Below are 24906 nucleotides of genomic sequence, written 5' to 3' on the forward strand. Positions count from 1 at the left end.
AAACCACGTAATAAATTCTTCAATATCCATATCAAGCCACTGATTGATTCCACCACCAACCATTGAGCTAAGCGATAATACGCTCAGCCTCAAGTCTTCTGCTGAGACAAAAAACCTTGTAATGCTGCTTGAATCTTATTGTAGTCTGCTAAATCAAATTCTTCTACTGCTTCTCTTGAAATACTTGCAAGATTTGCAATCAGTGCTACTTCTTTCTCTGCATCACTATTACCCATACGTTCAACAGCTAAACGATCTCGAACTTTTGGACGGCGTAGAGTTATCTCTGAAACTAAAATTCCATCGATTTTTATTGGTCCAGTTAATTTAATTTTTTGCATTGTTTTACCCTTTTAGTTAAATTCCTAAAGCTGTGCGCATAGAAGTCATTTGATCAACACCATCGATCTTGCGAATCATATTCTCAGCGTCAATTTCAATCAATTCTCTGCCATCAATGGTAAGCTTATAATAGTTGGCAGCAATTATACATTTTAGTGTTGCTTTTTCAGCAGCCTTCCAGTTACCAAAATCAAGTTCTTTAAAGAGCCCTCTTAAGTTAACTACTACAGATTCAGCTTCACTATTACTTCCTTGTAATCCTCCCCGTAAAGTAAGAGAGACTGCATTATTGTTTATCAATCCGAAAAGTCTAAAGAGCTCAGAGTCATATTCAGCAAAAGTGAGCTCTGCTTCAAGTTTTTCCATACCAATATCAATGCTGACTGGTATATCCATTCCACCTCCGCGATATTCCTCAGTTTTAATTGCAAGTTTTGGTAAGCTGATTTCATCGATACGCCCTGCATAGCCTCGGCCATCAACAAAGGCAGTAAAATTCTTTAAAATTTTTGGTAGCATTATATTAACTCCTCAATGTAATCATTAATTAAATGTGAGCGGAAAGTAATCTGCTCAGCCGGATAAGGTGGAGTGAAGTTGAAATCAAAGTAGACTTTACCATCGGCAATACTTGCTTGAGTATTCAAGTCTGGGTTTGCATAACATTTTCCTCCAAGAATAGCACCAACTGCTTTTAAATGTGCAAGGTAAGCATTTACACCTTCAATTACATCATCCAAATATGTACGAGTAATGTTTCGATCGACTGCCCAAAGGTGTGCACGAAGAAGACTATCGTTAATTAAATCAGCTGTTCTTCTTACTGATAAAAATGCCCATTTTGCATCACTAGAGCAAGTTCTATTGCCCCATAGTCTATATCCTTTTTGATGAATAATCGTTGCAATTTCATTTTCATTTAAATGATTAGCCCTGCAGTTTGCATCACCAAGTGTAAAATCAACAGGTCTGGCAGTACCAACAATACCATTAATCTCCTGATTTGAAGGTGACCACCAGAATCCATGCCCATTATCAATTTTAGCAATCAGTCCTGCAACAAATGGGCTAGCAGGTAGAATTTTTTCCTCTTCATTAAAAACCTTTACCCAAGGATCAACAACATAAACGCGAGGGCTACCAACACTTTTACGCCACTTGATTGCTTCTGCATCATTAGTATTTGGTCCATCTGCAACAACAATTGCTCTTAGTTTTTCTGCTATTCCAATTAACCCTGCAACTACTGGATTTCTACTATCTGAGCTAGGTAATTCATGAGTAAAATTAGGAGCAATAAGTATTCTTGGAGTTACGTGAACATTGCTCTCACTACTGAGGAAAGCTTTTATACCTTTATATTCTCCTGTTGCTGCATCAACTCCACCAATTATATTTTGTAGCGTTTCACTTGCTTTTAGTTCTGGATCAGTGTTTTCGCTTTCTGCAACACGAATCACTACAACAGTAGCACCTACTTGATCAAAGATTGCACTTATTGCTGGCAAAAGTGTTCCGGTTTTTCCAAGCTTTGCTGCTTCTTTTTGGCTGCCTGCAATAAGTACTGGCTTATCCAGTGGAAATACATCCTCATCTGCGCTTGGTGCTGTACCAATCAGGCCAATAACTGATGATTTTGCTGCATGAATCGTGCGTGTGCCTGAAGTTACTTCAATCACATTGACACCGTGTAAAAAACTTTCTGTCATTTCTTTTCCCCCTTTATAAATTGGCTAGAGAATTTTGTATTTCCTGTTCAAAGCTGTTTAAAAAATTTCTCAGCTCTTCTTGAGTTCTTGCTTGTTTTATTCTGCTTTTAGCAGTATCTTCAAGCTCTTCACACTTTATTATTGCTTTCGTTGCTTTTGTTGCCTTTTCTTGAATGAGTCTAGCCATTTCAATTACTGTAATACCACGAACTTTTGCAAGAGGCTCTATAAGTGCAGAATCATTTTCATCGATAGACTCTGGTGCAGCTAATATCTTTTCTGCAGCTTTCGCTTGAAAGTCATAAGATTTAGCCTTTTGGTGAGAATATCCTGCATATTTGTAAGTATGGCTATTAAAATAGCGAGAAAGGCTAGAAAGTGCAGCAGATTTCTCATTTTGTAATAACTCATCTTCAATATCCTTTTCACTACGCTGAACAACTTCTCCTCCTTCAGTTAAACAATAACTTTTTTGCCAATTAAAATTCTCTGGCGCTTCTTGCCAATCATTCCCCTCTGGTTGATTCTCCAGAGTTGTTGTTTCAACTTGTCTGTTGTTTTCAAAGCGAATATAAATAGGCATTCTTTTCCCCCTCTTTACTGCCAAATTTGATAAGTATGTTCTAGTCCTGAACACTGCCAAGCTCTTAGCGTCCTCTCTACATCTATCTCAAGTCCCGTAGTTAAAAAATTGCTGCGAAAATTATATATTCCCCATTGCATGAACTGAGTGTAGTAATTATTGCTACTTTTATAGTAATACGGTGATGTATAAAATAAGACCGCCACTGTTTTTTCACTTGGAATAATTATGCTACCTGAATTAGAAAATCCACTACTTGAGCTTCCTAAATTATAAATATTCTGCCAGCTAATTGACGATATTTGCCCTTTATTAGTATTGGTATTATTAGGCGTTCCTACAAATAACCCTGCACCTTCATATTGTGAATTCCAATATGCTGAACCAACAAAATTCAACGTTCTTGTTATCTCACTACTTGTAGTATTTTTTACAAATATTATGCCTAGTAGAGCATAGGGGTATTTAAAGTGATTTTCACTAATCGTATAGCGTGAATATAACTTTCTATAGATAAATGTTCCATTTTTTCCCTGCATAAAATATATACTTGGTGGCTTATAAAACGAAACGTAACTCGTGTTATAGTTATGACAACCTACTATAAGACTAAACATGTTGTTGGTATACGACGTATCAAGATACCACTTACCAAGTTCAGTTGTAAAATGGCCATAGCCCCAAGTATAGTCATTATTTCTACTTATAACGCCAAATAAAAGTGGTAATGATCCAGGCTGAATAACAGCTCGTGGTTGTATTTCCTTCATTATCGAAGAACCTTCTGGAAGATCATTAATAGCTTTAAGTGTGTTTTTTATGCTACCAAGATCACTAGCACTATCAATTGCAGCAATATTGGCATCTTTTCTCGTATCAAGTAGTGATATATGTGAGTCTGATGAGGTTTTTAGAGCTTTTAAAGAGCTGGTTTTGAGTGTGTTTATTTCATCTAAAGATTCTGTTTTTGCTGTAGTTATTGCAGATAATGAATTTGTTTTATTATCACTCAGGTCCTTTAAGTGTTTTGTTGCTGTACTCAGGAGTTCTTTAAGCTTTTCATCAGTTATTTGTACAATATCAAGTACTGTACTCTGTCCAGCTATAGACTCTAATGCTTTGGCAAGATACGCTATCTTGTCAGGTGTAGCATCTACAGCCAATTCTTTCAGTCTTTGGTGCAGTGCATAAACTACTTCTTTGGCAATAGTCATCTGTTATTACTCCATAAATTTAAAAAGGTTTCAAAACTAAAGCGCTCAAATGCGCTTTTAAGCTCTGCATGTTCAGTATTTCTTGATGAAATATCCACATCTATTTGCTCAATGGTTTTACGAATACGCACCACATCCTGAGCAGCGATATTATCTGGATGAGGCAATAAATATCCTCTTTCTGTTTTATCTTTTTTCACCTGCTAAGATATTACTACTCTTAAAGCTCTCACTTTAGGGCGGTATTCTACCGTACCAGAGAGAGATAACTTTATTCTTGTTTCATTAGCGTTAAAACTTGTTAGCACATGAGTACGCTCTACCCAATTATCACCTACAGGTTTACCTATTGTTAAATCAACCAATTGCCATTCACTGTTACTTTGCTGTACATAAGTTTTAATATCTGCAGTACCAGGAATCAAAGCTTCATAAGTAATTGTTACTTTAGTGTTAGATCCTGCAGGAATACTTCTTGTTACATAATCTCCAGTCTCTGCAATTTCACCAAGAATCAGCTGCAACCCAGGATAAAATACTGGACTTCTTTTTTCTGATCCACGCAGTGTTACTTTAACTATTAATTCTCCATTTAGCCTAGATCTTAGTGCTATTGGCAAATTATCAGATAAACTATGCTCTTGTTTTTCACCAATTTTAGCTAGTGTAAGCTCAACGTTGGTGTCAGAAGACACTCGATCAATATTCGCTAATGCTATTAAATCTGATGTATTATTTGCAGTAACTTTCCCAAGATCAAAAACGTGAAAAACCTCAGTGAATTTTGCTGCTAAAAGCCTAAAAGTTAAATCACGATTTTGATGTGGTGTCCACGTACTTGCATTGCTTGATGAAAGCAGTACTCCTACTTGGTAAGGCTGACTTGTTACCCAACGGTTGTTTACACTGTCATGCTTGCCAAGTTCTGCTATCTTTACTGCAGTGTTTGCATCATCAGTAAGTAGTACTAAAGCATATTCTTGTCCTGCTTCACACCAAACTGGTGACCAAGTTATACGTGTTGCAGTACCATTAGTATTGATATCAGAAGGTAATATATAACCTTCTGCAATGACCATTTGTGTTGGCATGCCAACACTTGTTTCTCGAATCTGTGCAACAACACGTTTTTCACCCTTGTTTGTAAACCACAAGTCTACACCTGCAATATGCCTGCTTTCATTCAAAGTAAAAGTCTGTGCTAAGGGGTCATAACGCTGAGACACTACTGTTGTTTCATCACGCCTGGTATCAGGGATCACTGTAACGCGTCTTCTCTCTTCAGTAGTTATTACTCCACGACCAGTATAAGTTGCTTCACCATAACTACCTTGGCTACCAAAGAATTGTACTAGCTTTGTTCCTGCTGGAACATTGCTTGGTACAGTAAATTTTCCTTTCAATTTTCCTTGATCGTTAGCTTTCAACATGTTTTTCTTCTCTTAAATTATGCTATAGGTGTAATAGGAATGCCATCGAATTTTAATTCCTTAAGCTCTTCACCTGGCGAAAATCCTTCAATTTCAAAGTTTTGTGTTGTTTCTCTCATAAAGGCAATTTCATTACTCCTACTGTTTAAGAGTTCCATAGTATCACTTGTCTCCGTACCAATTAGTACACTTTGTGTAGAACGTGATTGCTCACTGAATGCTAAACCAGATCCAAGTATTACTTCTTTAGTAATTGGACTTGATGTAATGCTAAATCTTCTGGTTACTGGACTTGACCAATTGGTTTCTACCTTTGTCCAACGATCTATGTTGAGGTTAATAGTAACCTTTGCTGATACTGGTGCAAAAGCCTGATAAGGATTGATCTTCATTTCCATAGTTTGCAAAGGTTGCTCTAAAATTGATTCAAGCTCATACGGCAAAACCCAAGGTTTCTTACCTTTGCCAATATCTGCTATCGTGACTTTAATTGGTAAAGTTAACTCCCTGTCAACAATTGCTGCAGTCTGAGGAATACCTTGATCTCTCATGTCATCATCAAAGAATGGATCAACAAATACTCCTTTTTTAGCCGTTGGTTCTCTAAAGCTTGCATCATTGCGTAAACGTTCTTGCGCAACCAGTGCATAAAGGTTACTTATACTACTTCTCATAGCCTCTAAGTCACTCATTGGCACTACATGAATAGCATTGTTGATGACACTAGGATTTGCTTGTTCCTTCCACTGCTGATAAACATAACTCAGTGCAAGCTGCCCTACAGGCGCCTTTGGAATTGATGGCCGCCAAGGATGAGCTATGCCTTTTATACGACGCACTACTCCACCTATATCAATGGTGATTAGGTCATAACGTGGCATTTTCCAGCTATAATCAACTAGCACCAATGTACCACTTACAGCACCTGAAATTTTACATCCTTTTTCACTCTTGTCTTGTGCAATAGCACGAGTACGTATCCGGTAAGTTACTTCATAACTGCTACCAGGTGCTGGCTCTCCACCTGATGGACTCCAATCAATCTTTCCAGAATCTAAGCGATAATCTGTACCCTTTACATAGATAGTACCACCTTGCTTAACTTGAATGATTTCAACTATTGCAGAGTCAGGTATTGGATCAACGGCTCCTGAATATGACCCATGAGTTAAGGTAACAGTTTTTTGTACAGTAATATCTATTTTAGTAATCTCTGTAACTGGTGTATCACTCAGCTTCAGTTCCATTGCTTCTTTATCGCTTGGCTGAAAAGTATGAGGCTCTGATTCAACTTGTTTAATGTCTGGATCTTCGTCAAAACGTACACGCATACTATGTGGTAGCTCAATCTCATAACCTTCTACATGAGCTTTACCTTCATTTACTACAAATACTTGTTGTGCTTTACCTTCTTTTTCTTCCTTCTGTAAAAACATTACATCAAGGCCATTTACTACATATGAACCATTTGATTCTCGGTCATAACGAGCAAGAGCAGTATTTACTGCATTTGCTTGTGGTGGTGGTGCATGCTGAATTAATACGCCGTTTTCTACATTATAAATAGGGTAAAATTCTCCATTAACAGAACGCTTGGTTACTCCCTCTGCCTGATAATCGGGAGTGTTAAATAAACTGTGTCAAACCGCATTTTTAGTTCAACTCAATTTTCAATCTGCCAGGAAAGAAAACATCAAGTTGAGAGATAGTTAATGCCCAATCATGTACAGGCATCGTCCACTTTTCCTCTGCCTTCTTTATAGCACAATATACCTGCTTATACAAGGCATTTATGCTGGTAAATGAGCCTTTGGTCTTAGTGAATTTCCTAATTTGCCTATGTAGCCCCTCTATGGGATTGGTGGTGTAGATTATCCTCCTAACTGGACCAGAATACTTAAAATAACCAGACAAGTTTTCCCAATTATTCTGCCAAGATTTTATAACCATAGGGTACTTTGTGCCCCATTTTTCATCCAATTCCAACAGATAATTCTCGGTAATTTCCTTGCTTGAAGCTTGATATACCTTCTTTAAATCGCTCAAAAAACTCTTCGCATCTTTACTGGCCACATACTTCAGTGAGTTGCGTATCTGATGCACTATACACATCTGCACTTCCGCATTAGGAAAGACACTGTTTATAGCTGCAGGAAAGCTTTTCAGCCCATCAACGCAGGCAATAAGGATATCTTCTACTCCTCTTTCTTTGAGGTCATTTAGCACTCCCAACCAGAAGTTAGCTCCTTCACTTTCAGCCAAATAAAAACCTAATACTTCTTTTTTGCCATTTTGATCTATGCCTAATATGTTATACATGCATTTACTTACGCAATGCCCGTCCTCTTTGACTTTAAAAAACATGCCATCCATGAAAACTATCGGATATACAGACTGCAGCGGGCGACTACGCCATTCGTTGATTACTGGTAGCAATTTGTCAGTAATACTTGATATCTCTGCCGCCGATATTTTGTGATCATAAATTTCCTCAACATGTGACACTATATCTCTATAGCCCATACCACTGGCAAATGTGCTCAAAATCTTCGTTTCAAGCTCTGGATGTAAGTTTGTTTGCCTTTTTTTGACTATTTGTGGTTCGAAACTTCCTTCCCTATCTCTTGGCGTCAAAAGCTCAAATGACCCTGCGCTTGTACGTAAAGTCTTTGCATTCCTCCCATTTCTTCGATTATTCTCTTCGCTTTCAGCCGACAAGTGGTTTTCTATTTCACCTTCCAGGCTTACCTCCAGCAACTTTTTTATAAACGGTGTTAATGCTCCATCTCTTCCTGTCAACGGTCTTCCTTCTCGTATAGACGACAGGATATTTGTTTCTAATTCTTTATAATCTACCAAACCGGTAGTTCTGTTTACTACTTTCTGACTCATTGTCAAACCTCCATTTTTTTATATCAATTTATTACTTTTTTTTCGGTTTGACACAGTTTATTTAACACTCCCATTTTATTCTATTACTGTAATTTTATGCTCGTTGTTGTTTTTCCCAAATAGTGAAACGACTAAATCTACTCTTCCTTGGCCTGAAGGATTTGCCTCTGTAAATACTAAAGTTTTTTTGTCTTCTTTCTTATAATTCATCAGCAAACCTTGCATCACTGCCTGAAAGTGGCTTTCTGATTCTATTAACCCTTTATGTGGAAGTAACTTCTTTTCCAACATATTTATTGATTCGTTTTGGCTTTCTTGATCTTCTCTAGTAACATCTTTGCTATCTCCTTCTTTTATATCAAAAAAGCTATCTAAAGTGATGTTTTTAATTTCTGATGACTTACCTTGATATTCTTTCTCTGAAAAATCGTTAATACAACTAACGCTTATTTCCAATGACTTCGTTTTTACTGACTCTGAATTTATTTTTATATTGAACTGTGTATATTGATTATCAAATTTAATTTCTGCAGTTGAAACATGTCTATTTTCAAAATGCACCGGTTCTACACTTCTGGTTCTGGGTACTCCTTTTCCTTTGTATTCAAGAATATTAAAAATAAATTTTTCACTTTGTTTCTTGATTATAAAAGTACTGACTTGCCTACTTTCAACTATTATCTCATCTGTACCATAAAAAGAAAAATGTTGACTATTATGAATAAAAATATGCTTACTACCGTTTGGTACTTTTGCAGTTAGCATTTGTCCTAAAATTAACCTGCTTAGGTAATTTTCTGTCTTCACTCCAGAAGCTGCAAAGTATAGGTATTTTATTTCTTTTTCTATTTTTTCCTTCAAATCATTTTTAATATTATCTCTCTGCTCATTATCTGTAGCTCTAAGCAGACCATTTATTCTACTTAACAACTCATCTATAAAGCCTTGTGATTGATATATTTCTACTTTCTCTGCAACAACTGGAGGGTTAAGAGCAAAATTTACTCCTACCATTACTCCTTCCTTAGCAGAAGTTCTCATACTAAGTGGAGTGTATAGGTAACCTCTATTCTTTATTTGTTCTATTGCTTTGTCTACACTCTCTGTTCCTGCTTTAAATTCTACTACCACAGGAATTGCATTCCAATCTTTATTTCTTTTACGCGAAATCAGTATCAAGTCTGTATAACCTTTGCCTTCGATACGTTCCACATAACAGTCAAGGTCATACCTATATTTGTAGTTCATTGCCAAAAAACCATAAACAAAGCTATGATATGCTGACTCTGTTTTATCAAGGTGTTCTTTATATATATCAGCAAGTTTCTTAAAAATCCCTTCTATAGCTTTTTCCACTTTATCTATGTTAAGACTAGAAAGTTCCGATAAAAGATCATCAAAACTGCTATTGCGTGATCCTACGTTAATTTCATGAAATTCCTCACTTATTGTACTTAAATTTCGTATTTTTTCCAACGCTTCATGTAATGCTTCTCCTTCTTCACCTTCTGACTCTTTTACTTTTAAATCTTCCACCTTTAACTTAAACGACTTACCCTTTTTCTCATCTTTGTTGCTATCTTCCTCTTCTAAATTCTCTGCTGCTCGAATGTGAAATATTTTACCGCTAATATCGCATTCATTCATGAACACGCCTTCTAATGCTCTTTTTTTAAGTTCTTTTAACTCATTGTTATTATAGTGCTGAAGCAAAGAAATATCTTTGGCAGTAGTAACCGTTCTGAATATCAACTTGTTTTTTCCATCATCACTAATCTTAAAAATTAATTTTAGTGTTGTAATTTTAGCAGTCTCATCTCTTATAATTTTCCAAAATATATTATTAATAATGATATTTTTCATCAATTGAGTGTGAGCAATAGTTAAAACTGAACCAAGAAAAAAATGCGTAAAGAATTCTATCTTATTAGGCGAGTGAATATTCGGCACTCTACTTAAAAGCTCTTGAAACTTTTTCTCAAATTCTTTTAAATTAGTAAGTAATAACTCTATTAGCTCTGGTTTATTTAACATTTTTCTCAGTTTAGTTTAAATTTATTTTTTTCGCATTTAACTCAATGCCATTCTCAGTAATCTTTAGACTTGACGTTCCAACCTGTAAGGTAATCTCTTTATTAGCTACCTCTATTCGTGCTTCTTTCACCGCAAAAATAAGTGTCCATTCTTCTTTAACAGAAACTGTAAACTTGTAGCCATTTTGATCATAGTAAACAACTGTTCCATCTTTAAAAACAAAACTACTTACTTCTTCCTTACTTCCCTCTGGGGAAGGATATTTTTCATAGTAAATTGCCGGTAGGACAATTCCTTTAGCAGTTTCACCAGACGGCGAAAGTACTATTACCTGTTCTCCAATACTTGGCGCAGACCAACTTCTATCTTCTCCAGCTCTTGTTGTTATCCATGGCAACCAGTCTGTTAATATATTACCTATCGTTTTTACACGTACTTTAGCCTTGCTACAGTCCACTTCTTCCACTGTGCCAAGTCTAATCAAGTTATCCAATTTTCTTGGTAAATCTGCATCTTTAAAATTATCCATCATTTTTTACATATTTATCCTTATTAGCAACTCCAATATCAGGCGTAAACCCAATGTAAACAGTACTCGGCAGAATATTACTTTCCGCCCACACTGAGTCACCAAGGTGTACCTCATGAACCCATTCAACTAGCCACACAAGATAAGCATCTAGTTCTGGTTTAAACGCATCTGGTTCTGCAGATAAAAATTCTGCTGGTGAAATTTTTTCCATTTTCCAAGTATTTTTATTTACTACTCTTGCTACTTCTGCTGCTAATGATCTTACAATTACAGGAGCATTTTCTATTGTGCTATCAATCACAATTCTTGCCTCAAATCTAGCTTTCAGCGCTAATTCTTCTGTTCCCGAATCTTTTCCAGGTTCTAAACTTGCAAGCTCTACAAACACTGCCGGAGTTATTATTTCTCTATGTATTGCTCTATACACTTCACATGTTTGTACTACTGGTATTTCTGTTTTTAGTGTATTACAAATCCCCTGATGTAAATTAGTCCAAAATGTCGTCATAAAATATAATTCAATTCACGTTCAAAAAACTTTGTAAAGACTTTCTCAACTTCATAATTAACAAGATTCTCTATTATTCTTGAAGCCTCAGGTTCAAGTGGTAATTTTACTTCCCTTATCGGTAGTGCTGTTCTTTCTACACGTTTAAAAATACCACGATAGCCTCTTGGCATCGTTGCCATAAATGCATCATTAAATGCTGTTCTTATTTTTGCTTGTTTTATATTTATATCATACAGATATGCTCTAATTAAAACTTTCAAAGTGCTTTTTCTTGCCTTGATAATTCTTAGTCTTTTTCTAATTACTTTCAGGCTAATTTGCTTTTCCTTACTTATTTCTCGAGTAGCCTCCAATTTTAACCATGATGCCGTTTTGTTCAGCGCTCTTACTGCTGCCAGTTCTACTTTAGCTTTACTGGCATCAATATTGTGAATAATTCTCTCAATAACTTCAATTTTAAACACCTTTCTCCCCAAGTACCGTGCACTTTATATTCCATACTATTCCTGAGTTATCTCGAAGCGGCGGAGAGTATATTTTATATTTACGATTATCAATAACAAAAATATCTCCTACCATTGGCTTTAATACATCAAACACACTTACTTCTAAAGTCAAAATTTCTCCCACAAATTGCCCTTCACCAATCTCGTATAATTTATCTGGCTGTCGTTTTAGTATCTGCACCACATATGACTTATCCTTTGACTCATACAACGCTTGCTCTCCCAGATGTGCAAAACAATCTTTCAATAATCTTTTTATTTTTTCTTGCATCTTTTTCCTTTATGCACTAATCTCTACATACATGCTAAGAAGGGGCGTACTGGCAGGGCAGTTTTATCCCTCACCATTTTTCTAGTTGCTCTGCCAGTATTGTTATGCTGCAACGACTTTTACTAATACTCCCGGTCTGTGGCACATTGGTAAAGGGTTTGACTGAGTATGTAAATCGGTCCCTCTATCAAATCTTCTTGGCTCTTGTTTTGCATATAATGGTTGACCAAGCGTATTCACCGTCTCATTAAAATCTGCTGGTGCAAAATATGTTGTAAATGTGCTTGCTGTTCCTAGTGGAAAACAGTTTCCACTTTCTCTTTCTATAAACCTTCTCACATTTCCTTCAGGATCAGTTGCTTGTCCTCTATATTCCTCAAATGTTATTCCACAGAACGTAAATCCTGACCTCATGTCATTCCTTAGCGCTGCTCCTTCTTGCCATCTCTCATATGCTTCTTTCACTTTAGTATGCGAAGTTAATGCATCAAAAAACTCAGGGCTTACCAAGGCATGAATTCCAGTCATATATTCACCACTTAGATTATCTTCTATATGCCGGAGTACTTCCAGACACTTACGCTTTACATCAGTTGTTGCTGTTCCCAGTGCAAAATTTACTACTTTTGGTGTGATTTCAAATTCGTTGTACAGATTTAATAATTCACTACCATCAGCATCTAAAATTATTCCTTTGAGTGCTCCCATTCGCAAATGCTCTAACGTTATTGCATGTTTGTTTCTCATTAGCTGCAAATGATCAGTTATTACATCTGCCAGCGCTTTCAGTTCACTCTCTGATCCAAATGCTCTTATTCCTTGTACTTCTTCTGGCAGCACTACATCATCATGAGGAATGTGCGGAATCGTAAATGTTCTTATTTTCCGTTTTCCTCGTTTTCCCACTGTTGCTGGTGCTCCGGGGACTTGCGTTGGTAATAAACTCAATACTCCGTTTTGCTCTTCTATGGTAATATGTCGAAATCTTACTGATCTACTTGGAAACAAATTTAAATTTTCAACCCGTCCATAATTTATCGGCAATATATTTATCGCATTTGTTAGTGCTGTCATGCTAAATGCTGTATTTGTAAATGGATTTTGCATTCTTTCCCCCTTTAATGCTGTTTTTGTCGGGCTTTTAAGCCCCCTTGCGGATAATGATCCCTCGTCCTTCAAGTTGCTTTATTGCTTCAGCTTTCTGTTCTTCAGTGATATTTGCTGGCCACACAACTGCATAATCAGCTAGCATTGCTATACGAGTAATGATTACTGCTTTGGTGTTTTCCGTTGCGTTTACATCACTTGTTATTACACCTATTGCTGTTTGTGTGCCATCTGTGGTAGTTGGATTTATTATCCTAGTCATGTTGTCTTTATCACGACCAACAACTGTCCCTAGCTTCAGATTTTGACCCTTTGCTACCGTTATTTGGTCTCTTGAATATAGACTTGATGCCTCATACTTTAATAAGTCACCCAGATTATTTTGTTCAGTTATACATGTCATATTTTCTTTTCTCCTTTTTTTCCTTTAGTTTTACCGCCATGTTTATGGTTGTTATACACGGCGGTTATACAAATACTTTAAATGCCTGATTGCGCACGACTTTTTGCTACTCCCATCATCAAATCTTCTGATGAATTCTGTGGTATTGCACTTAGTATTTCTGTCTTCTTCGTTCGCTCTGCAAGTAACTCCATTAACACTTCCCTGGCTTGCTCAATACTTACGCCTTGCTCAATAAATTCTCCTATTTTCTCTGGCATTCGTGATAAGTTACACAAACGTATTAATTCAACAACTTCAGTACGATACTTAGTTAAATGATTAGTTTCTTCTTTTAGGTCAGTTATAGTTTGTTCGTTCATAGTAATACTCCTGTTTTTATTAATAGATTTTAACTCCGAAAGAATTGTAATTCCGTCTGCAAGACCATTATCCACAGCGTTCTTGCCAAAATATAGCCCTGCTTCTGTTGATTTGATTGCTTCTATAGAAAGATTTCGATTACGTGCTATTAGCTGGACAAACATCTCATATAAACGATCTATTTCCTCTCTCAAACTTTCTAAACCTTCAGAGTTAATAGGCTTATGCGGATTTAAATCATTCTTTCGGCTACCAGCAAAGATTGTGGTATACTTAATACCTTGCTTTTCATTAAACCCACTTTGATCTATGTGGCTTGCTATTACTCCAATACTGCCAACACCAGAAGTTCTGCTCACAAATACCTTTTCAGCACTAGAAGCTATAGCGTACGCTGCAGAATATGCATCATCATTTGCTATCGCTATTATCCTCTTTTTTCCTCTTACACTGTAAATAAAATCAGCAAGGTCAAATACTCCATTTACTTCTCCTCCTGGACTGTCTATATCCAACAGGATTGTTTCTATATCACTATCTTCTATTGCTTGTGTAATTTGTGCTTCTATTTGATTATAGGAAGTCATTCCAAAAATATCATCAAAAGTTTCTGACTTTTTTGTCAAGATTCCATGTATCGGTATTATTCCTCTTTCACTATTTCTTACTGCATGTTTTATATTTTTAAAGATAGGCTGCTTTCCTGTTTGTAGTGACAGTAATTCAAAACTCCTTGGTTCTACCATTACACATCTGTTTAGCCATATTGTTTGTTGTTTCATATCACCTCTTGATTGGCCGTAACGTCAGAATCAAAACTTAAGCCCAGTTCACTTGCACGTCTTTGATCTTCTGCTATTTCTTGGTCAATTTCTTCTACATCATAACCCATTTCTGATACTACTTCCGCTCGACTCTTAAACCCATTTCTTACTGCCATTTGCTGTGCTTGCTGATCTTTTAGCGGATCGACCCAATCAAATCCCTGTGGTATCCATTTTACTTCTTTTTTTGCTCCTTCTTTTCCCTTTGTCCATTCTTCACCTATGTCTAGCTCTCCAGAAAGTAGTGCTAACTCTAACCACCTATCCCATACAGGACAGCAAAACTGAAATACCATAATGTTATGCTGTAACATCGTGCACCTCCTGCGAAACTCTATCAATCCTGCTCGAATGGATGAATAATTAACGCCTGTTAAATCTCCTGTTAGCTGTTCATATGTTATCCCTGTACCAATCGCTATTGCCCTGAGTTGCTGTCTTATAAACGCTTCATAACTTCCTCCAACATCTGACGGTTCTGAAAATTTTATGTCTTCTCCTGGGTCTAAAAGCTGCATTGTTCCTGGCTCTAAACCTGATAGTGCCACTCCTTGCTCATTACTTTCACTTTCTCCCATGATATTTGCTTCTGGATCGAGTCTCGTAATAAATCCAGCAAACATTGCTGCAGTTTTCTTTCTCACCAGCTCTGCATCATCATATTGATCAAGCTCATAAAGCTTCAGCAGTATATTAGAAAGCCAAGGCTCCCCTCTGATTTGCCCAGGTCTTAATGGTCTATAAATATGTAAAACATCATTTGCTGGCACTCTCACTGATTCTCCAAACATACTTTCACCAGGGTGTTCTTTAAATAGGTAGTATGCTTCTCTTTGCCCAAGCCTGTTAAACTCAATCCCGTTTCTTATTACATTACCATTTCCTAAAGTTTGATTTGTTTTATTATCTAAATGTTCAGACTCAAGTACTTGCAGTTGTAATGGTACAGAAAATCTATCTTCCAGCTTTCTCGTTCTTAAACGTACAAAACATTCTCCTCCCTCTATCATACTTCTGCACACTAGAGCTTGTAATCCATAAAAATCACTTACTCCGTTACTGTCTGCTTCATCTGTCCATCTTAGCCATAATTCTTGTACTTTCTTTCGAAATTCTCCATCTCTTGCTTTTGATTGCGGTTTTATTCCTGTTCCAATAGAGTTACTCACTATTGTATCAATGATATTTGCTGCATATGGATTTTTTCTCACCATGTCACGAGAGCGGCTACGTAAGTGCTCAAGGCTTTGAGACAGCAAATTGTTTATACTTCCTAACTCTGGTTGAAAGTGAAAAAATCTCCTTCCTGAGCCTGCCGCATCCCATGCAGAGCTTTTTATCTTTGGTTTGTTAAATAATTGCTTGAAGGTTTTTAGTAGCATTTATAAAATTCCTTTATTGGTTGAAAAAATAATCTTTCTCTTTGGCTTCATACCTGCAACTTTTAACTCAGCCTTAATTCGTTGTCTTAAGCTTAGTAAATCATTTATATCTACTTCAGCATATCTTACCACATGGTCACCATATGCAATTGATACCACTCGCTCTCCATTTTGCAGTTTCTTTATCGCTTCTTCGACTTGAATTAAATATTCTTGATTGTACATTTCACTTCTCATTCAACCATCTACTTTGTCTTACTTTTTTAGGTTTTTTACTTTCTGGTTTTTCACTTAAACTATTCCATTTACTCTCTGGCCATCTATCTATTCCCAGTGCTATCGATCCAGCTCTTGCGTAAATTCGGCAATCTAGTACTTCATTTCTTTCTCTTACCTTTTGCCACTCTTGTTTGGTGTATCCTTTTACTACCTTGCTGACTAATTGCTCTGCCGTTAGCTGCTTAAAATATTCAGGTGCATACTCAGGAAAATGACAATATCCTGCTGGCACTTTCTCTTCTTCTTTTAAAACATTAAGTAATTGAAAAAGCTCTGACTTTAAGATTGATACTCCTACTGGCCAGAGCTTTATTCCTCTTTTCAGCTTTTGACCACCAACTGTTATATCTACTCTACTTGGGCTGCTAAGTGGCACTAGGGCTTTATTTACACCTTTGACTGCCATTACTCTTCCAGATCCTTGATGACCTCTTACCCAGTTGTATACTTCCTGTGTTGCATAGCCTGCATCAACCGCCATCATACTTATCATATATTCAAGCCCATTTTCACCGATAAAATGATGATTTAAGAGCTCAGAGAGTTTTCCCCATACTTCCCTACCTCCTGTATCTCCTTCAAATACTCGGTAGTCTATTGACCAATTTTCACGGCTTTTTCCCCATGCTACAACTTCCACCTCTAGACGATCTTTTTGCACATCTACTCCTGCAGTAAGTACTACTTCTCTCCTAGGTACTGTGCCAATCTGAAAAAATTCTCTTCTGTTAAATAATTGCTTCCAGTCTGGTACTTCTCCTTTATCTACCCAGGTTTCTCCAAGCGTAGTATTTATCCAAACCTTCAGTAATTGTTCACTTTCTTTTGCATGGAGAAAATCTTCTACTGCTTGTTGCCAACTATACCAGCCAACTGGACTATAAAGACTTGAAAGATGAAATCCTTTTTTCTCACCTTTTACTCTATTAGTAGGTCTCCATTCTCCACGCTCAAGCATCTCTGTCTTTTGATGATTTTCTATCTTTTTACCACATTCTATACATATATAGTGTGCTGTATTTGGATTTTTATCTTCCCATTTTATTTGTGACCATTTTAAAACTTGATAGTAATTACAATGCGGACATGGAACAAAAAAATATCTCTTATCTGTTGCTTCAAATTCTTTCTCAATTCTGCTTATTCCATGAATTGTTGGCGTTGATACTAAAAAAATCTTTCGCCGTGCAAATGTATTAGTTCGAGCAATACTGAGCAGCACTGGATCTCCTTCACCACCTGAATCTCCTGGATAGGCGTCTATTTCATCAAGAAAGAGATATTTTACTGGCATAGATCGGAGGCTTACACTGCTGTTTGCTCCGGTTATTACTACTATTCCACCTTGAAATTCCTTACTCTGCACAGTATTGCCTGAGTCTCTTGATCTTGGGTCTTTTACTTTACTTTTTAAACATGGCGTACTCTCTATTAATGGAGCAAATCTTCCTTTTGACCAACGTTTTCCCATTTCAACTGTTGGCTGTACTACTAGCATTGGCCCTGGTGTTTGGTCTATAATATAGCCAATCCAATTGTTACCAGCTTCTGTTCCTCCAATCTGCGCTCCTTTCATGAATACTACTTTTTCTGCTGGTGAGGACGGAGAAAGTGAATCCATGATTTCTTTTAAATAAGGAGTTCTTTCCGTTCTCCATTTACCTGGCTCTGATGCTGCAGTTGCTGCTAAAACTCGATACTCATTCGCCCACTCTGATACTTTAAGTTGCGGGTCTGGTCTTAAACCTTCAGAAAAAGATGTGGCGTATATCATTGTCTGCATCTACTCATAATTGGTTCTATTTCAACATCATTAACAGTAGAACTACACTCTTCCAGTTCCATAAACATCTTTTTCTGAAACTCTTTTTCTATATATCTTTTGCTCATCTCACTTATCATTATTGCTATAACAAGCGCAAATACCCCTGTTATTGTTGCAAAAATGATTGCACTGCTTATTGCTGTTACCGTTAAACCTATATATGCTGCCATTGCTACTGCACTTACTGAGGTAAAAACACAGATCACATTATTGTATTTTCTTACTTTTGCATCTCTATATTCTATACATCTATGATAAACTGGTACAGACTTGCCTATCTCATCTGGTAATTTGATGCTCTTTTCTTTAAATAAAGTTTTTAGTAACTCTAAATTGTTTGATTTGATTGCTAAATGCAAAACAGGTATATAATTTGCTCCTTTTTTCAGCAATAACTTTACTACATGTAAATGCCCTTTTTCTGCAGCAAGATAAATCGGTGATAGACCTTTATTATTTGAAATATCAATATCAATTTCTTCTTTTAAGATAGACTCTACAAGCTCAATTTCTCCTCTTTGTGCAGCTAAATGCAATAGACTATTCTTTTCAGAACCGTATTTATTATTCATCAAAGCCTTCTTTATCTCAGGTTTAGCGTAATCAAATGGTGTCTTGCCGCTATCGTCTTTTACCAGAGGATCTATATCTTCTCGCGTTAGTAAGACCTCTATTGTTTTAAGTCTTTCAGCGTAATGTAGTGGTGTTTTATTTTCGTAGTCTTGCAAATTGACTTGAGCATTAGGCTCCCTTATTAAGCATTTGAGGATATCAAGACATAAGTCTCTTTCATCGTAATTAGTATTACTTACAGCTATATGAACAGGTGACAATTTCATTGAGTTTTGCCCTATACGTGCGCTATTTACATCTGCTCCTAGCTTTAGCAGTAACTTTACTATCTCCAACTTTTTATTATTAACTGCATAGTGCATTGGTGTCTGATTTCGCGCATCAAAGACATCCATTTCAGCGTTTCCTTCTCTTATCAAAATCTTTACAACTTCTGCATGTCCTATGCCTGCCGCTAGATGTAATGGCGTATGATGCAAAGCATTTCGTACATTAACGTCAATACCTTTTCCTATCAAATATCTAACTGCATTAACTTCACCTATCATTGCAGCTAAATGAAGTAAGTTATCTTGTTCTGATCCGTATTTGTTATTAATTAGCGCTTGTAATATCTCTGCTTTTTTCCCTTCTTTGGCGTAATCAAGAGATGTTTTACCATCATTATCTTCTAGAAAAGGATTGATATTCTTTTTTGTGAGTAGCAGATCTACCATGCTTAATTCGTCAAACTCTATAGCGCAATGTAGTGGTGTCTTTCCATTTAATCCTCTAACATTAACATCTAATCCAGGTTGATTGATGAGACACTTTATTAACTCTAAACTTAAGTTATCAGTCATTTTATATTCAAAATCTTTTTATATTTGAAATTTAGTGTTAGATAATTCTTCGAGTGAGTTTGTAATCTCTTCAGTTAGCGCCATATGAATCTTTTCAGTGTCACTCAGTGATGCAAGCAGCGCTGAAACTCTATTTGGAATATTAAGCAAATTATTACGGACAACTCTTGCTACGTTAAATGCTTCAGTTTTTACCTCTTCAATTGACACAAATTTGCCTATTTCAGCTTTCACTTTAGCTTCCAAAAGTTTACCACGCTCGGTTTCATTTTTTATTCGCGTTTTTAGCAATATCGTTGAAAGTGTTTCTCCGCGCTCTTTTCTCCTAAGTGGTTGACTTGGATCTCTTATTGCTGCTACCGCTTCATTTGCTTGTTCTCGGTCAATGAGTCCATCTTCCAGCTCAACTATTCCTTTTTTTACTAAAGAACAGACATATTGCCTCGAAAAACCTTTTTCCCTTGCCCATTCTGCTTGCGTAATTTTCACCTTTTTTTCTCCTTTTTTAGCACTGCTCAGCTATAATTTCGTAAGTAGTTAACATTTGAAATATATCTAACGCTAAAGAAGGCCCGAGGTCAGCACCACCAAACCCGCCAGCCTAGCTAAAAGGACCCACTTTCTATGATATTTTTAATACACTAAAATCTTTACTAACGTTCATAACATAGAACATTAAAGCTAAAGAATCCGCTTCATTATCATCTGTTGGACAAAAACCCTTTTCCTGTACTGCTTCAATGACATCAGCTTTACTTGCATTTCCCTTGCCAGTTATAAAACGTTTAATAGTCTTAACCGAAACACCTTGATAGGGAATATTGCTTTCCTCGCACCAAGCAGAAAGGTGTGCTAAAAACCCTCCATAGATATGTGCAGCATCAGTTCCTAGATGTCTTCTCACTTCTTCAAAGTACACAACTTCAATACCTGGAAATTTACACTTAAGTGCATTAAGCCAATTACGAAAGTTTAAAAACTGCACTCCACCACCACTAAACCTGCTAACATGAAAACTCTTACTTCCACTTTGTACTATTCCATCATGTAAAATAGTCCAACCAGTTTGTTTACCAAGATCTAGTGTAAGCATTCCCCTTTCAATCGTCAGGTACATATATATACAAGATTTGAAAAAATTACGTCCAAAAAATCTTTAATTTTCGAAATTTAACAACTAAAAACTAACATGAAAACTCTTTTACAGCAGTTTGTTTACCAAATCTTTCAATTGTTGTGTACATATATATACAAGATTTGAAAAATTTTCGTCCAAAAAATCTTCAATTTTTGAAAAATTTTTTATAATTCTCGAATTTGAAAACCTTACTTATTCTAAACATGATTTTTCTACTTCTAGAGGTTTTTTTATTATTCTAATCTTATATTTTATATGTTTTTATATATGTGTATATTTTTATATATGTATTATATATATATTATATATAAGGGTTCTAGGAAGCTAGAATCCTCCATATTAGCAGACTTCAGATATGCCGTTCCTAGGAACGGTTTTAGGAACGCATGGTGAAAACCCGCCATACAGGCTAGTTCTAGATTCCTAATTCCTGATTTAGGAAGCCAGTAATTAGGAACGGAACTTAAGGTTATAGAGAGCATACTTTTCAACTATTTTCCTCTTAAAAATTTAAGCTATTCTTTTAATAGCGAAATCCACATTTTTAGCTCTTTAGGTGATATTGAATTTCAAAATATGAAATTCTTATATATTTTTAATATAACTTTAGGAAGCCTGAGCTACCCATTCTTAAAAATATTGAAATCCATTCAAAATAGGTTCCAAAAACCTGAATTGTATTATTTTAAATTGTATAAGTATTATTCTCAAAAAAAAATAACAGAATATCAATAGATTAAAAATCGCATCAGTATTATTTATTTTTGCTCCTGTCCTACATAACAGCATTAATAACTCTCATCCTTAAAAGCATCAATTTGTTTTTAAGGAAAGTTATGAAATTACAAAACTACCATATAGTTATTAAAAATGTAAAATATCAAGCTTATAGACTGAAACTTGCTAAGTGCTTTATTAATGAAGCTCACGAAGATCTTGAGCAAGAACTCTTCTGTGAAATTTGGCCATGTCTTGATCAGTATAATGAAGATAAAAGTAGCTTTAACACTTTTGTAGCAAGACTAACTGAAAACAAAGCTATTAACTTGCTAAAGAAACAGCGATGTGCAAAACGCGATATCAATAACTATATTAGTATCGATGTAACAGAGCTACTTGAGAGTGAAATAACAAAACGCATTGATGTAGACTATATGATCTCGGTTTTACCAAAGGAATGGCAAAATATATGTGAGCAACTTAAGTTTTTCAACTTACATGAAGTTGCCAAAATGAACAACGTTTCAAGAACCACTTTAAACAATATTATCAAGAAGATACGTGCCAAACTTTCTCCTATTTACTACGAAGGCAAAAAGAAAAATTGAACAAAATTTTTGCCTTTCTTGTATATATATACATCGTAGCATGGATAAATAATGGTTCTTAAAATTTTGAATAATAATGAAAGATTGCAAACAATATCAACTGTAAAAATGGTCATCTTTGGTCCTTATGGTATTGGTAAAACAAGTCTCCTAAAGACCGTAGATGAACCAACACTTTGCCTTGATTTTGAAGCAGGGCTTCTTGCTGTTCAAGATTGGCAAGGAGATTCAATTAGTCTTCGCACTTGGAATGAAGCTAGAGATATTGCTTGTCTTATAGGGGGGCCTAATCCTGCGCTGAAGTCTGATCAAGCATATAGCCAAAGACACCATGAACATGTATCTGGTAAGTACAAAGATCTTTTCTCTGAGTTTTCTAAATACCAATGCATCTTTGTAGATAGTATAACCGTTGCTTCACGTTTATGTCTTTTATGGGCAAAAATGCAACCTGAAGCTTTTTCTGAGAGATCAGGAAAACAGGATATGAGAGCTGCCTATGGATTACTTGCGCAAGAAATGATGGCCTGGCTCAACCAATTTCAGCATATCAGAGACAAAGACATCATCATAGTTGGCACTTTAGGTCAATATCTCGATGATTTCAATCGTCCAATTTGGCTACCTCAATGTGAAGGGACTAAAACTGCCAGCGAAATTCCTGGGATAGTTGACGAAGTAATCAGTATGGTTGGAATCAAGAAAGATGATGGAACGGAGAAGCGCTCTTTTGTTTGCCACACTTTAAACCCTTGGGGATACCCAGCTAAGGATCGTAGTGGACGTCTGAGTATGGTTGAAGAACCACACCTAGGTAAGCTGCTTACAAAGATTAAAAGCAAGTTTTAAAATTTAAACATGGAGAATGATATATGTTAGAAGACCTGTTAACTGACTTTAACACTGTAAAACCGCAAAGTAGATTGATACCAAAAGGTACAATAGTAAAGGTAAAAATGACAATCAAGCCTGGAGGTCATGAACACTGGTTTACTAAAAGCCCCACTACTGGTAGCATTTATTTAAATACAGAATTTACCGTTATTGAAGGTCTATATGAAAAGCATAAGATTTACCAAATAATTGGTATTAAAAGTAGTAAAGCAGAAGATACTTGGGGAGAAATGGGTCGCTCTATGCTTCGCAGTATTCTAGAATCAGCACGTGACATTCATCCACATGATAACTCAGAAAGTGCAATCCTTGCTCGTAAGCTAAATTCAATTGCAGAATTAAATGGCTTAGAGTTTACAGTAAAGGTAGGTGTTATAACTGATGAATATGGAGAGAAGAACAAAATTGCTTCGGTAGTTACTCCAGAATACCGCAAAAATTATGAAATTGACAGAGTACCATTTTGAAGTACGACGAGGAAAAGCTTTGGTCTGCTGTCGTTACTAGAGGTATTCAGGACGCAGTAGGAAAAAACCCAAAGCTAAGAGAAGAAGCAATTCATTGGCTGAATTCAAAATCTTTTGAAACTGTTTGTGAGCTAGCTAATCTCAACTTTACACGTATGAAAAATATGTATGGGAATTTTATGTCTAAAAAGCAAAAAGAGTTAAAGATGTTATTGATTGATAATATCAAGGAGTGTGTTTCTTACCTACTTCCAAATGGTGAGTTTTACCGAGAAAAAACTTATATTGGAGACTTAAATGGAAATACAATTACAGTTAAAATAGTAGGTAAGGAAGCTGGTGATTGGCGTAATTTTACCAAAGGGACTAGCGGTGATATTATTGATCTTTGGATTTTAATTAAGGGTGATATATATTCTGCTAGAAAGTGGCTCAATAAGAAATCAAAGAGTGGGGAAAAAAAGGAGAGAGAAGAAAAAGTATTTTCTGTAAAGCAGTACTTGAGTGATCAATCACCAATACCAGAAGATATAATAGCTCCACGAATTCTCACTCCAGGTGGTCTTTTAGTTATTGGTGGTACGCCAAAGGTTGGCAAAAGTTATTTTCTTCTCTCTTTGCTTGCACATCTTGCAGCAGGAGTGTCATTTCTCAAGATGAAGTCAGCAAGGCCACTAAAAATAGTCTATCTGCAAAATGAGATGGAGTACAATTATATCAGGGAACGCATACAACAAATCATAACTAATCAAAGGCTGCCAAATCTAGCAGAAGAAAACTTGATTGTTACTACAAAGATGAGATTAATTTTAAATGATGAAGGTATAGAGAAAATAAAAGATATTATAAAAGAAAAGTTTGATATCAAAATGATAGACCTTATCGTTTTGGATTCTCTTGACTATGAAAATATATTTTCTGGCCTGCAAAGCAGAATAGAAAGACTACGTTCTGTGATTAATCCTACAGCTGGAATAATTATTACACGTCATACCAGAAAAGTATCGACAGCTACACTCGCAAAAAGTCCTTTTCAAGCTTTAATTGGTGCTAATGCTTTAAGAAGTTTTTATACGTCTGGTATGGTAATGTTTCAACCAAATAAACGTACAAATGTCTTGCAAGTAGTATATGAGCTAAGAAACGGTAAATCAATACCAGCAAAATTCATTAGTAGAGTAAATGGACGTTGGCAGAATTCTAAAGTTGTAGCTACGGCTTAATTTGTCTGCAAAAACGTGAAAACTCAGCTTCTGCAAAACATCAGATCTTGTCTTTTTCACCTACTACCAAGAGGAACATTTCGTGGAGATAAGTTTTATGTAGGTGATGTACAGGGTAACAAAGGCAAAAGCACTGTAATAGAGTTAACAGGTGAAAGAGCCGGATTATGGAAAGATTTTGCAACAGGAGAAGGTGGTGACATTATTGACCTTTGGGCAACAGTACACGGGAAG

General features: G+C 36.0%; 27 protein-coding genes. 4 read left to right on the forward strand and 23 right to left on the reverse strand.

Annotated features, from left to right (window positions below; all coding sequences use genetic code 11):
* Positions 1–89: 89 nt before the first annotated feature.
* The 23 genes from ACE38O_RS00550 to ACE38O_RS00660 form a co-directional block, all read right to left on the reverse strand.
* The gene (locus ACE38O_RS00550; RefSeq protein ID WP_374698703.1) at positions 90–341 is read right to left on the reverse strand and encodes a phage tail assembly protein; all 252 of its coding nucleotides are present in this window, start codon (positions 339–341) and stop codon (positions 90–92) included.
* A gap of 16 nt (positions 342–357) precedes the next feature.
* Positions 358–861, reverse strand: coding sequence for a phage major tail tube protein (locus ACE38O_RS00555; protein WP_374698704.1), 504 nt, complete (start codon positions 859–861; stop codon positions 358–360).
* A complete protein-coding gene (locus tag ACE38O_RS00560; protein ID WP_374698705.1) occupies positions 861–2051 on the reverse strand; it encodes a phage tail sheath subtilisin-like domain-containing protein in 1191 nt (396 codons plus the stop codon). Before ACE38O_RS00560 ends, ACE38O_RS00555 begins: the two co-directional genes overlap by 1 nt.
* A gap of 13 nt (positions 2052–2064) precedes the next feature.
* A complete protein-coding gene (locus ACE38O_RS00565; RefSeq protein WP_374698706.1) occupies positions 2065–2634 on the reverse strand; it encodes a hypothetical protein in 570 nt (189 codons plus the stop codon).
* 14 nt (positions 2635–2648) lie between these two features.
* Complete coding sequence (locus tag ACE38O_RS00570; protein WP_374698707.1) at positions 2649–3848, reverse strand: hypothetical protein; 1200 nt, start codon at positions 3846–3848, stop codon at positions 2649–2651.
* Positions 3845–4048, reverse strand: coding sequence for a hypothetical protein (locus ACE38O_RS00575; RefSeq protein ID WP_374698708.1), 204 nt, complete (start codon positions 4046–4048; stop codon positions 3845–3847). Before ACE38O_RS00575 ends, ACE38O_RS00570 begins: the two co-directional genes overlap by 4 nt.
* Before the next feature lie 3 nt (positions 4049–4051).
* A complete protein-coding gene (locus ACE38O_RS00580) occupies positions 4052–5278 on the reverse strand; it encodes a hypothetical protein (RefSeq protein ID WP_374698709.1) in 1227 nt (408 codons plus the stop codon).
* A gap of 17 nt (positions 5279–5295) precedes the next feature.
* Positions 5296–6843 (reverse strand): DUF4815 domain-containing protein, encoded by a 1548-nt coding sequence (locus ACE38O_RS00585; RefSeq protein ID WP_374699105.1) that lies wholly within the window; start codon positions 6841–6843, stop codon positions 5296–5298.
* A gap of 88 nt (positions 6844–6931) precedes the next feature.
* Complete coding sequence (locus ACE38O_RS00590) at positions 6932–8170, reverse strand: IS256-like element ISWpi15 family transposase (protein ID WP_374698228.1); 1239 nt, start codon at positions 8168–8170, stop codon at positions 6932–6934.
* Positions 8171–8245: 75 nt separating this feature from the next.
* Entirely contained in the window at positions 8246–10204 is a 1959-nt protein-coding gene (locus ACE38O_RS00595) for a PD-(D/E)XK nuclease domain-containing protein (RefSeq protein WP_374698710.1), read from the reverse strand.
* 10 nt (positions 10205–10214) lie between these two features.
* Positions 10215–10736, reverse strand: a complete 522-nt coding sequence (locus tag ACE38O_RS00600) for a phage baseplate assembly protein V (protein WP_374698711.1) — start codon at positions 10734–10736, stop codon at positions 10215–10217.
* On the reverse strand, positions 10726–11244 hold the full coding sequence (locus ACE38O_RS00605) for a hypothetical protein (RefSeq protein WP_374698712.1): 519 nt from the start codon (positions 11242–11244) through the stop codon (positions 10726–10728). Before ACE38O_RS00605 ends, ACE38O_RS00600 begins: the two co-directional genes overlap by 11 nt.
* Positions 11241–11711, reverse strand: a complete 471-nt coding sequence (locus ACE38O_RS00610) for a phage tail protein (RefSeq protein ID WP_374698713.1) — start codon at positions 11709–11711, stop codon at positions 11241–11243. The genes ACE38O_RS00605 and ACE38O_RS00610 overlap by 4 nt, the downstream gene beginning before the upstream one ends.
* On the reverse strand, positions 11704–12024 hold the full coding sequence (locus ACE38O_RS00615) for a hypothetical protein (protein ID WP_374698714.1): 321 nt from the start codon (positions 12022–12024) through the stop codon (positions 11704–11706). The genes ACE38O_RS00610 and ACE38O_RS00615 overlap by 8 nt, the downstream gene beginning before the upstream one ends.
* Before the next feature lie 102 nt (positions 12025–12126).
* On the reverse strand, positions 12127–13131 hold the full coding sequence (locus ACE38O_RS00620) for a major capsid protein (protein ID WP_374698715.1): 1005 nt from the start codon (positions 13129–13131) through the stop codon (positions 12127–12129).
* Between the two features lie 34 nt (positions 13132–13165).
* Complete coding sequence (locus ACE38O_RS00625; RefSeq protein WP_374698716.1) at positions 13166–13534, reverse strand: head decoration protein; 369 nt, start codon at positions 13532–13534, stop codon at positions 13166–13168.
* Between the two features lie 77 nt (positions 13535–13611).
* Complete coding sequence (locus ACE38O_RS00630) at positions 13612–14679, reverse strand: S49 family peptidase (protein WP_374698717.1); 1068 nt, start codon at positions 14677–14679, stop codon at positions 13612–13614.
* Positions 14676–16103, reverse strand: coding sequence for a phage portal protein (locus ACE38O_RS00635; RefSeq protein ID WP_374698718.1), 1428 nt, complete (start codon positions 16101–16103; stop codon positions 14676–14678). Before ACE38O_RS00635 ends, ACE38O_RS00630 begins: the two co-directional genes overlap by 4 nt.
* Positions 16104–16328 carry a hypothetical protein gene (locus ACE38O_RS00640; RefSeq protein ID WP_374698719.1) on the reverse strand — a complete coding sequence of 75 codons (225 nt, stop codon included), beginning with the start codon at positions 16326–16328 and terminating at the stop codon, positions 16104–16106.
* Position 16329: 1 nt separating this feature from the next.
* Positions 16330–18156, reverse strand: a complete 1827-nt coding sequence (locus tag ACE38O_RS00645; protein ID WP_374698720.1) for a phage terminase large subunit family protein — start codon at positions 18154–18156, stop codon at positions 16330–16332.
* Entirely contained in the window at positions 18153–19622 is a 1470-nt protein-coding gene (locus ACE38O_RS00650) for an ankyrin repeat domain-containing protein (RefSeq protein WP_374698721.1), read from the reverse strand. Before ACE38O_RS00650 ends, ACE38O_RS00645 begins: the two co-directional genes overlap by 4 nt.
* An 18-nt stretch (positions 19623–19640) precedes the next feature.
* Positions 19641–20111, reverse strand: coding sequence for a hypothetical protein (locus tag ACE38O_RS00655; protein WP_374698722.1), 471 nt, complete (start codon positions 20109–20111; stop codon positions 19641–19643).
* A gap of 133 nt (positions 20112–20244) precedes the next feature.
* On the reverse strand, positions 20245–20715 hold the full coding sequence (locus tag ACE38O_RS00660) for a Holliday junction resolvase (RefSeq protein WP_374699106.1): 471 nt from the start codon (positions 20713–20715) through the stop codon (positions 20245–20247).
* Positions 20716–21596: 881 nt separating this feature from the next.
* On the opposite strand from ACE38O_RS00660, the gene ACE38O_RS00665 reads away from it, so the two are divergent.
* Genes ACE38O_RS00665 through ACE38O_RS00680 form a run of 4 tightly spaced genes read left to right on the forward strand, consistent with a single transcriptional unit; the run spans position 21597 to position 24672 of the window.
* On the forward strand, positions 21597–22088 hold the full coding sequence (locus tag ACE38O_RS00665) for a sigma-70 family RNA polymerase sigma factor (RefSeq protein WP_264376794.1): 492 nt from the start codon (positions 21597–21599) through the stop codon (positions 22086–22088).
* A gap of 51 nt (positions 22089–22139) precedes the next feature.
* Complete coding sequence (locus ACE38O_RS00670; RefSeq protein ID WP_341820695.1) at positions 22140–22937, forward strand: ATP-binding protein; 798 nt, start codon at positions 22140–22142, stop codon at positions 22935–22937.
* A gap of 23 nt (positions 22938–22960) precedes the next feature.
* Positions 22961–23449 carry a hypothetical protein gene (locus tag ACE38O_RS00675; RefSeq protein ID WP_374698723.1) on the forward strand — a complete coding sequence of 163 codons (489 nt, stop codon included), beginning with the start codon at positions 22961–22963 and terminating at the stop codon, positions 23447–23449.
* Positions 23446–24672, forward strand: a complete 1227-nt coding sequence (locus ACE38O_RS00680) for an AAA family ATPase (RefSeq protein ID WP_374698724.1) — start codon at positions 23446–23448, stop codon at positions 24670–24672. The genes ACE38O_RS00675 and ACE38O_RS00680 overlap by 4 nt, the downstream gene beginning before the upstream one ends.
* The last annotated feature ends 234 nt before the right edge of the window (positions 24673–24906 follow it).

The sequence above is a fragment of the Wolbachia endosymbiont (group B) of Limnophora tigrina genome, assembly GCF_964263235.1.
Classification (GTDB): domain Bacteria; phylum Pseudomonadota; class Alphaproteobacteria; order Rickettsiales; family Anaplasmataceae; genus Wolbachia.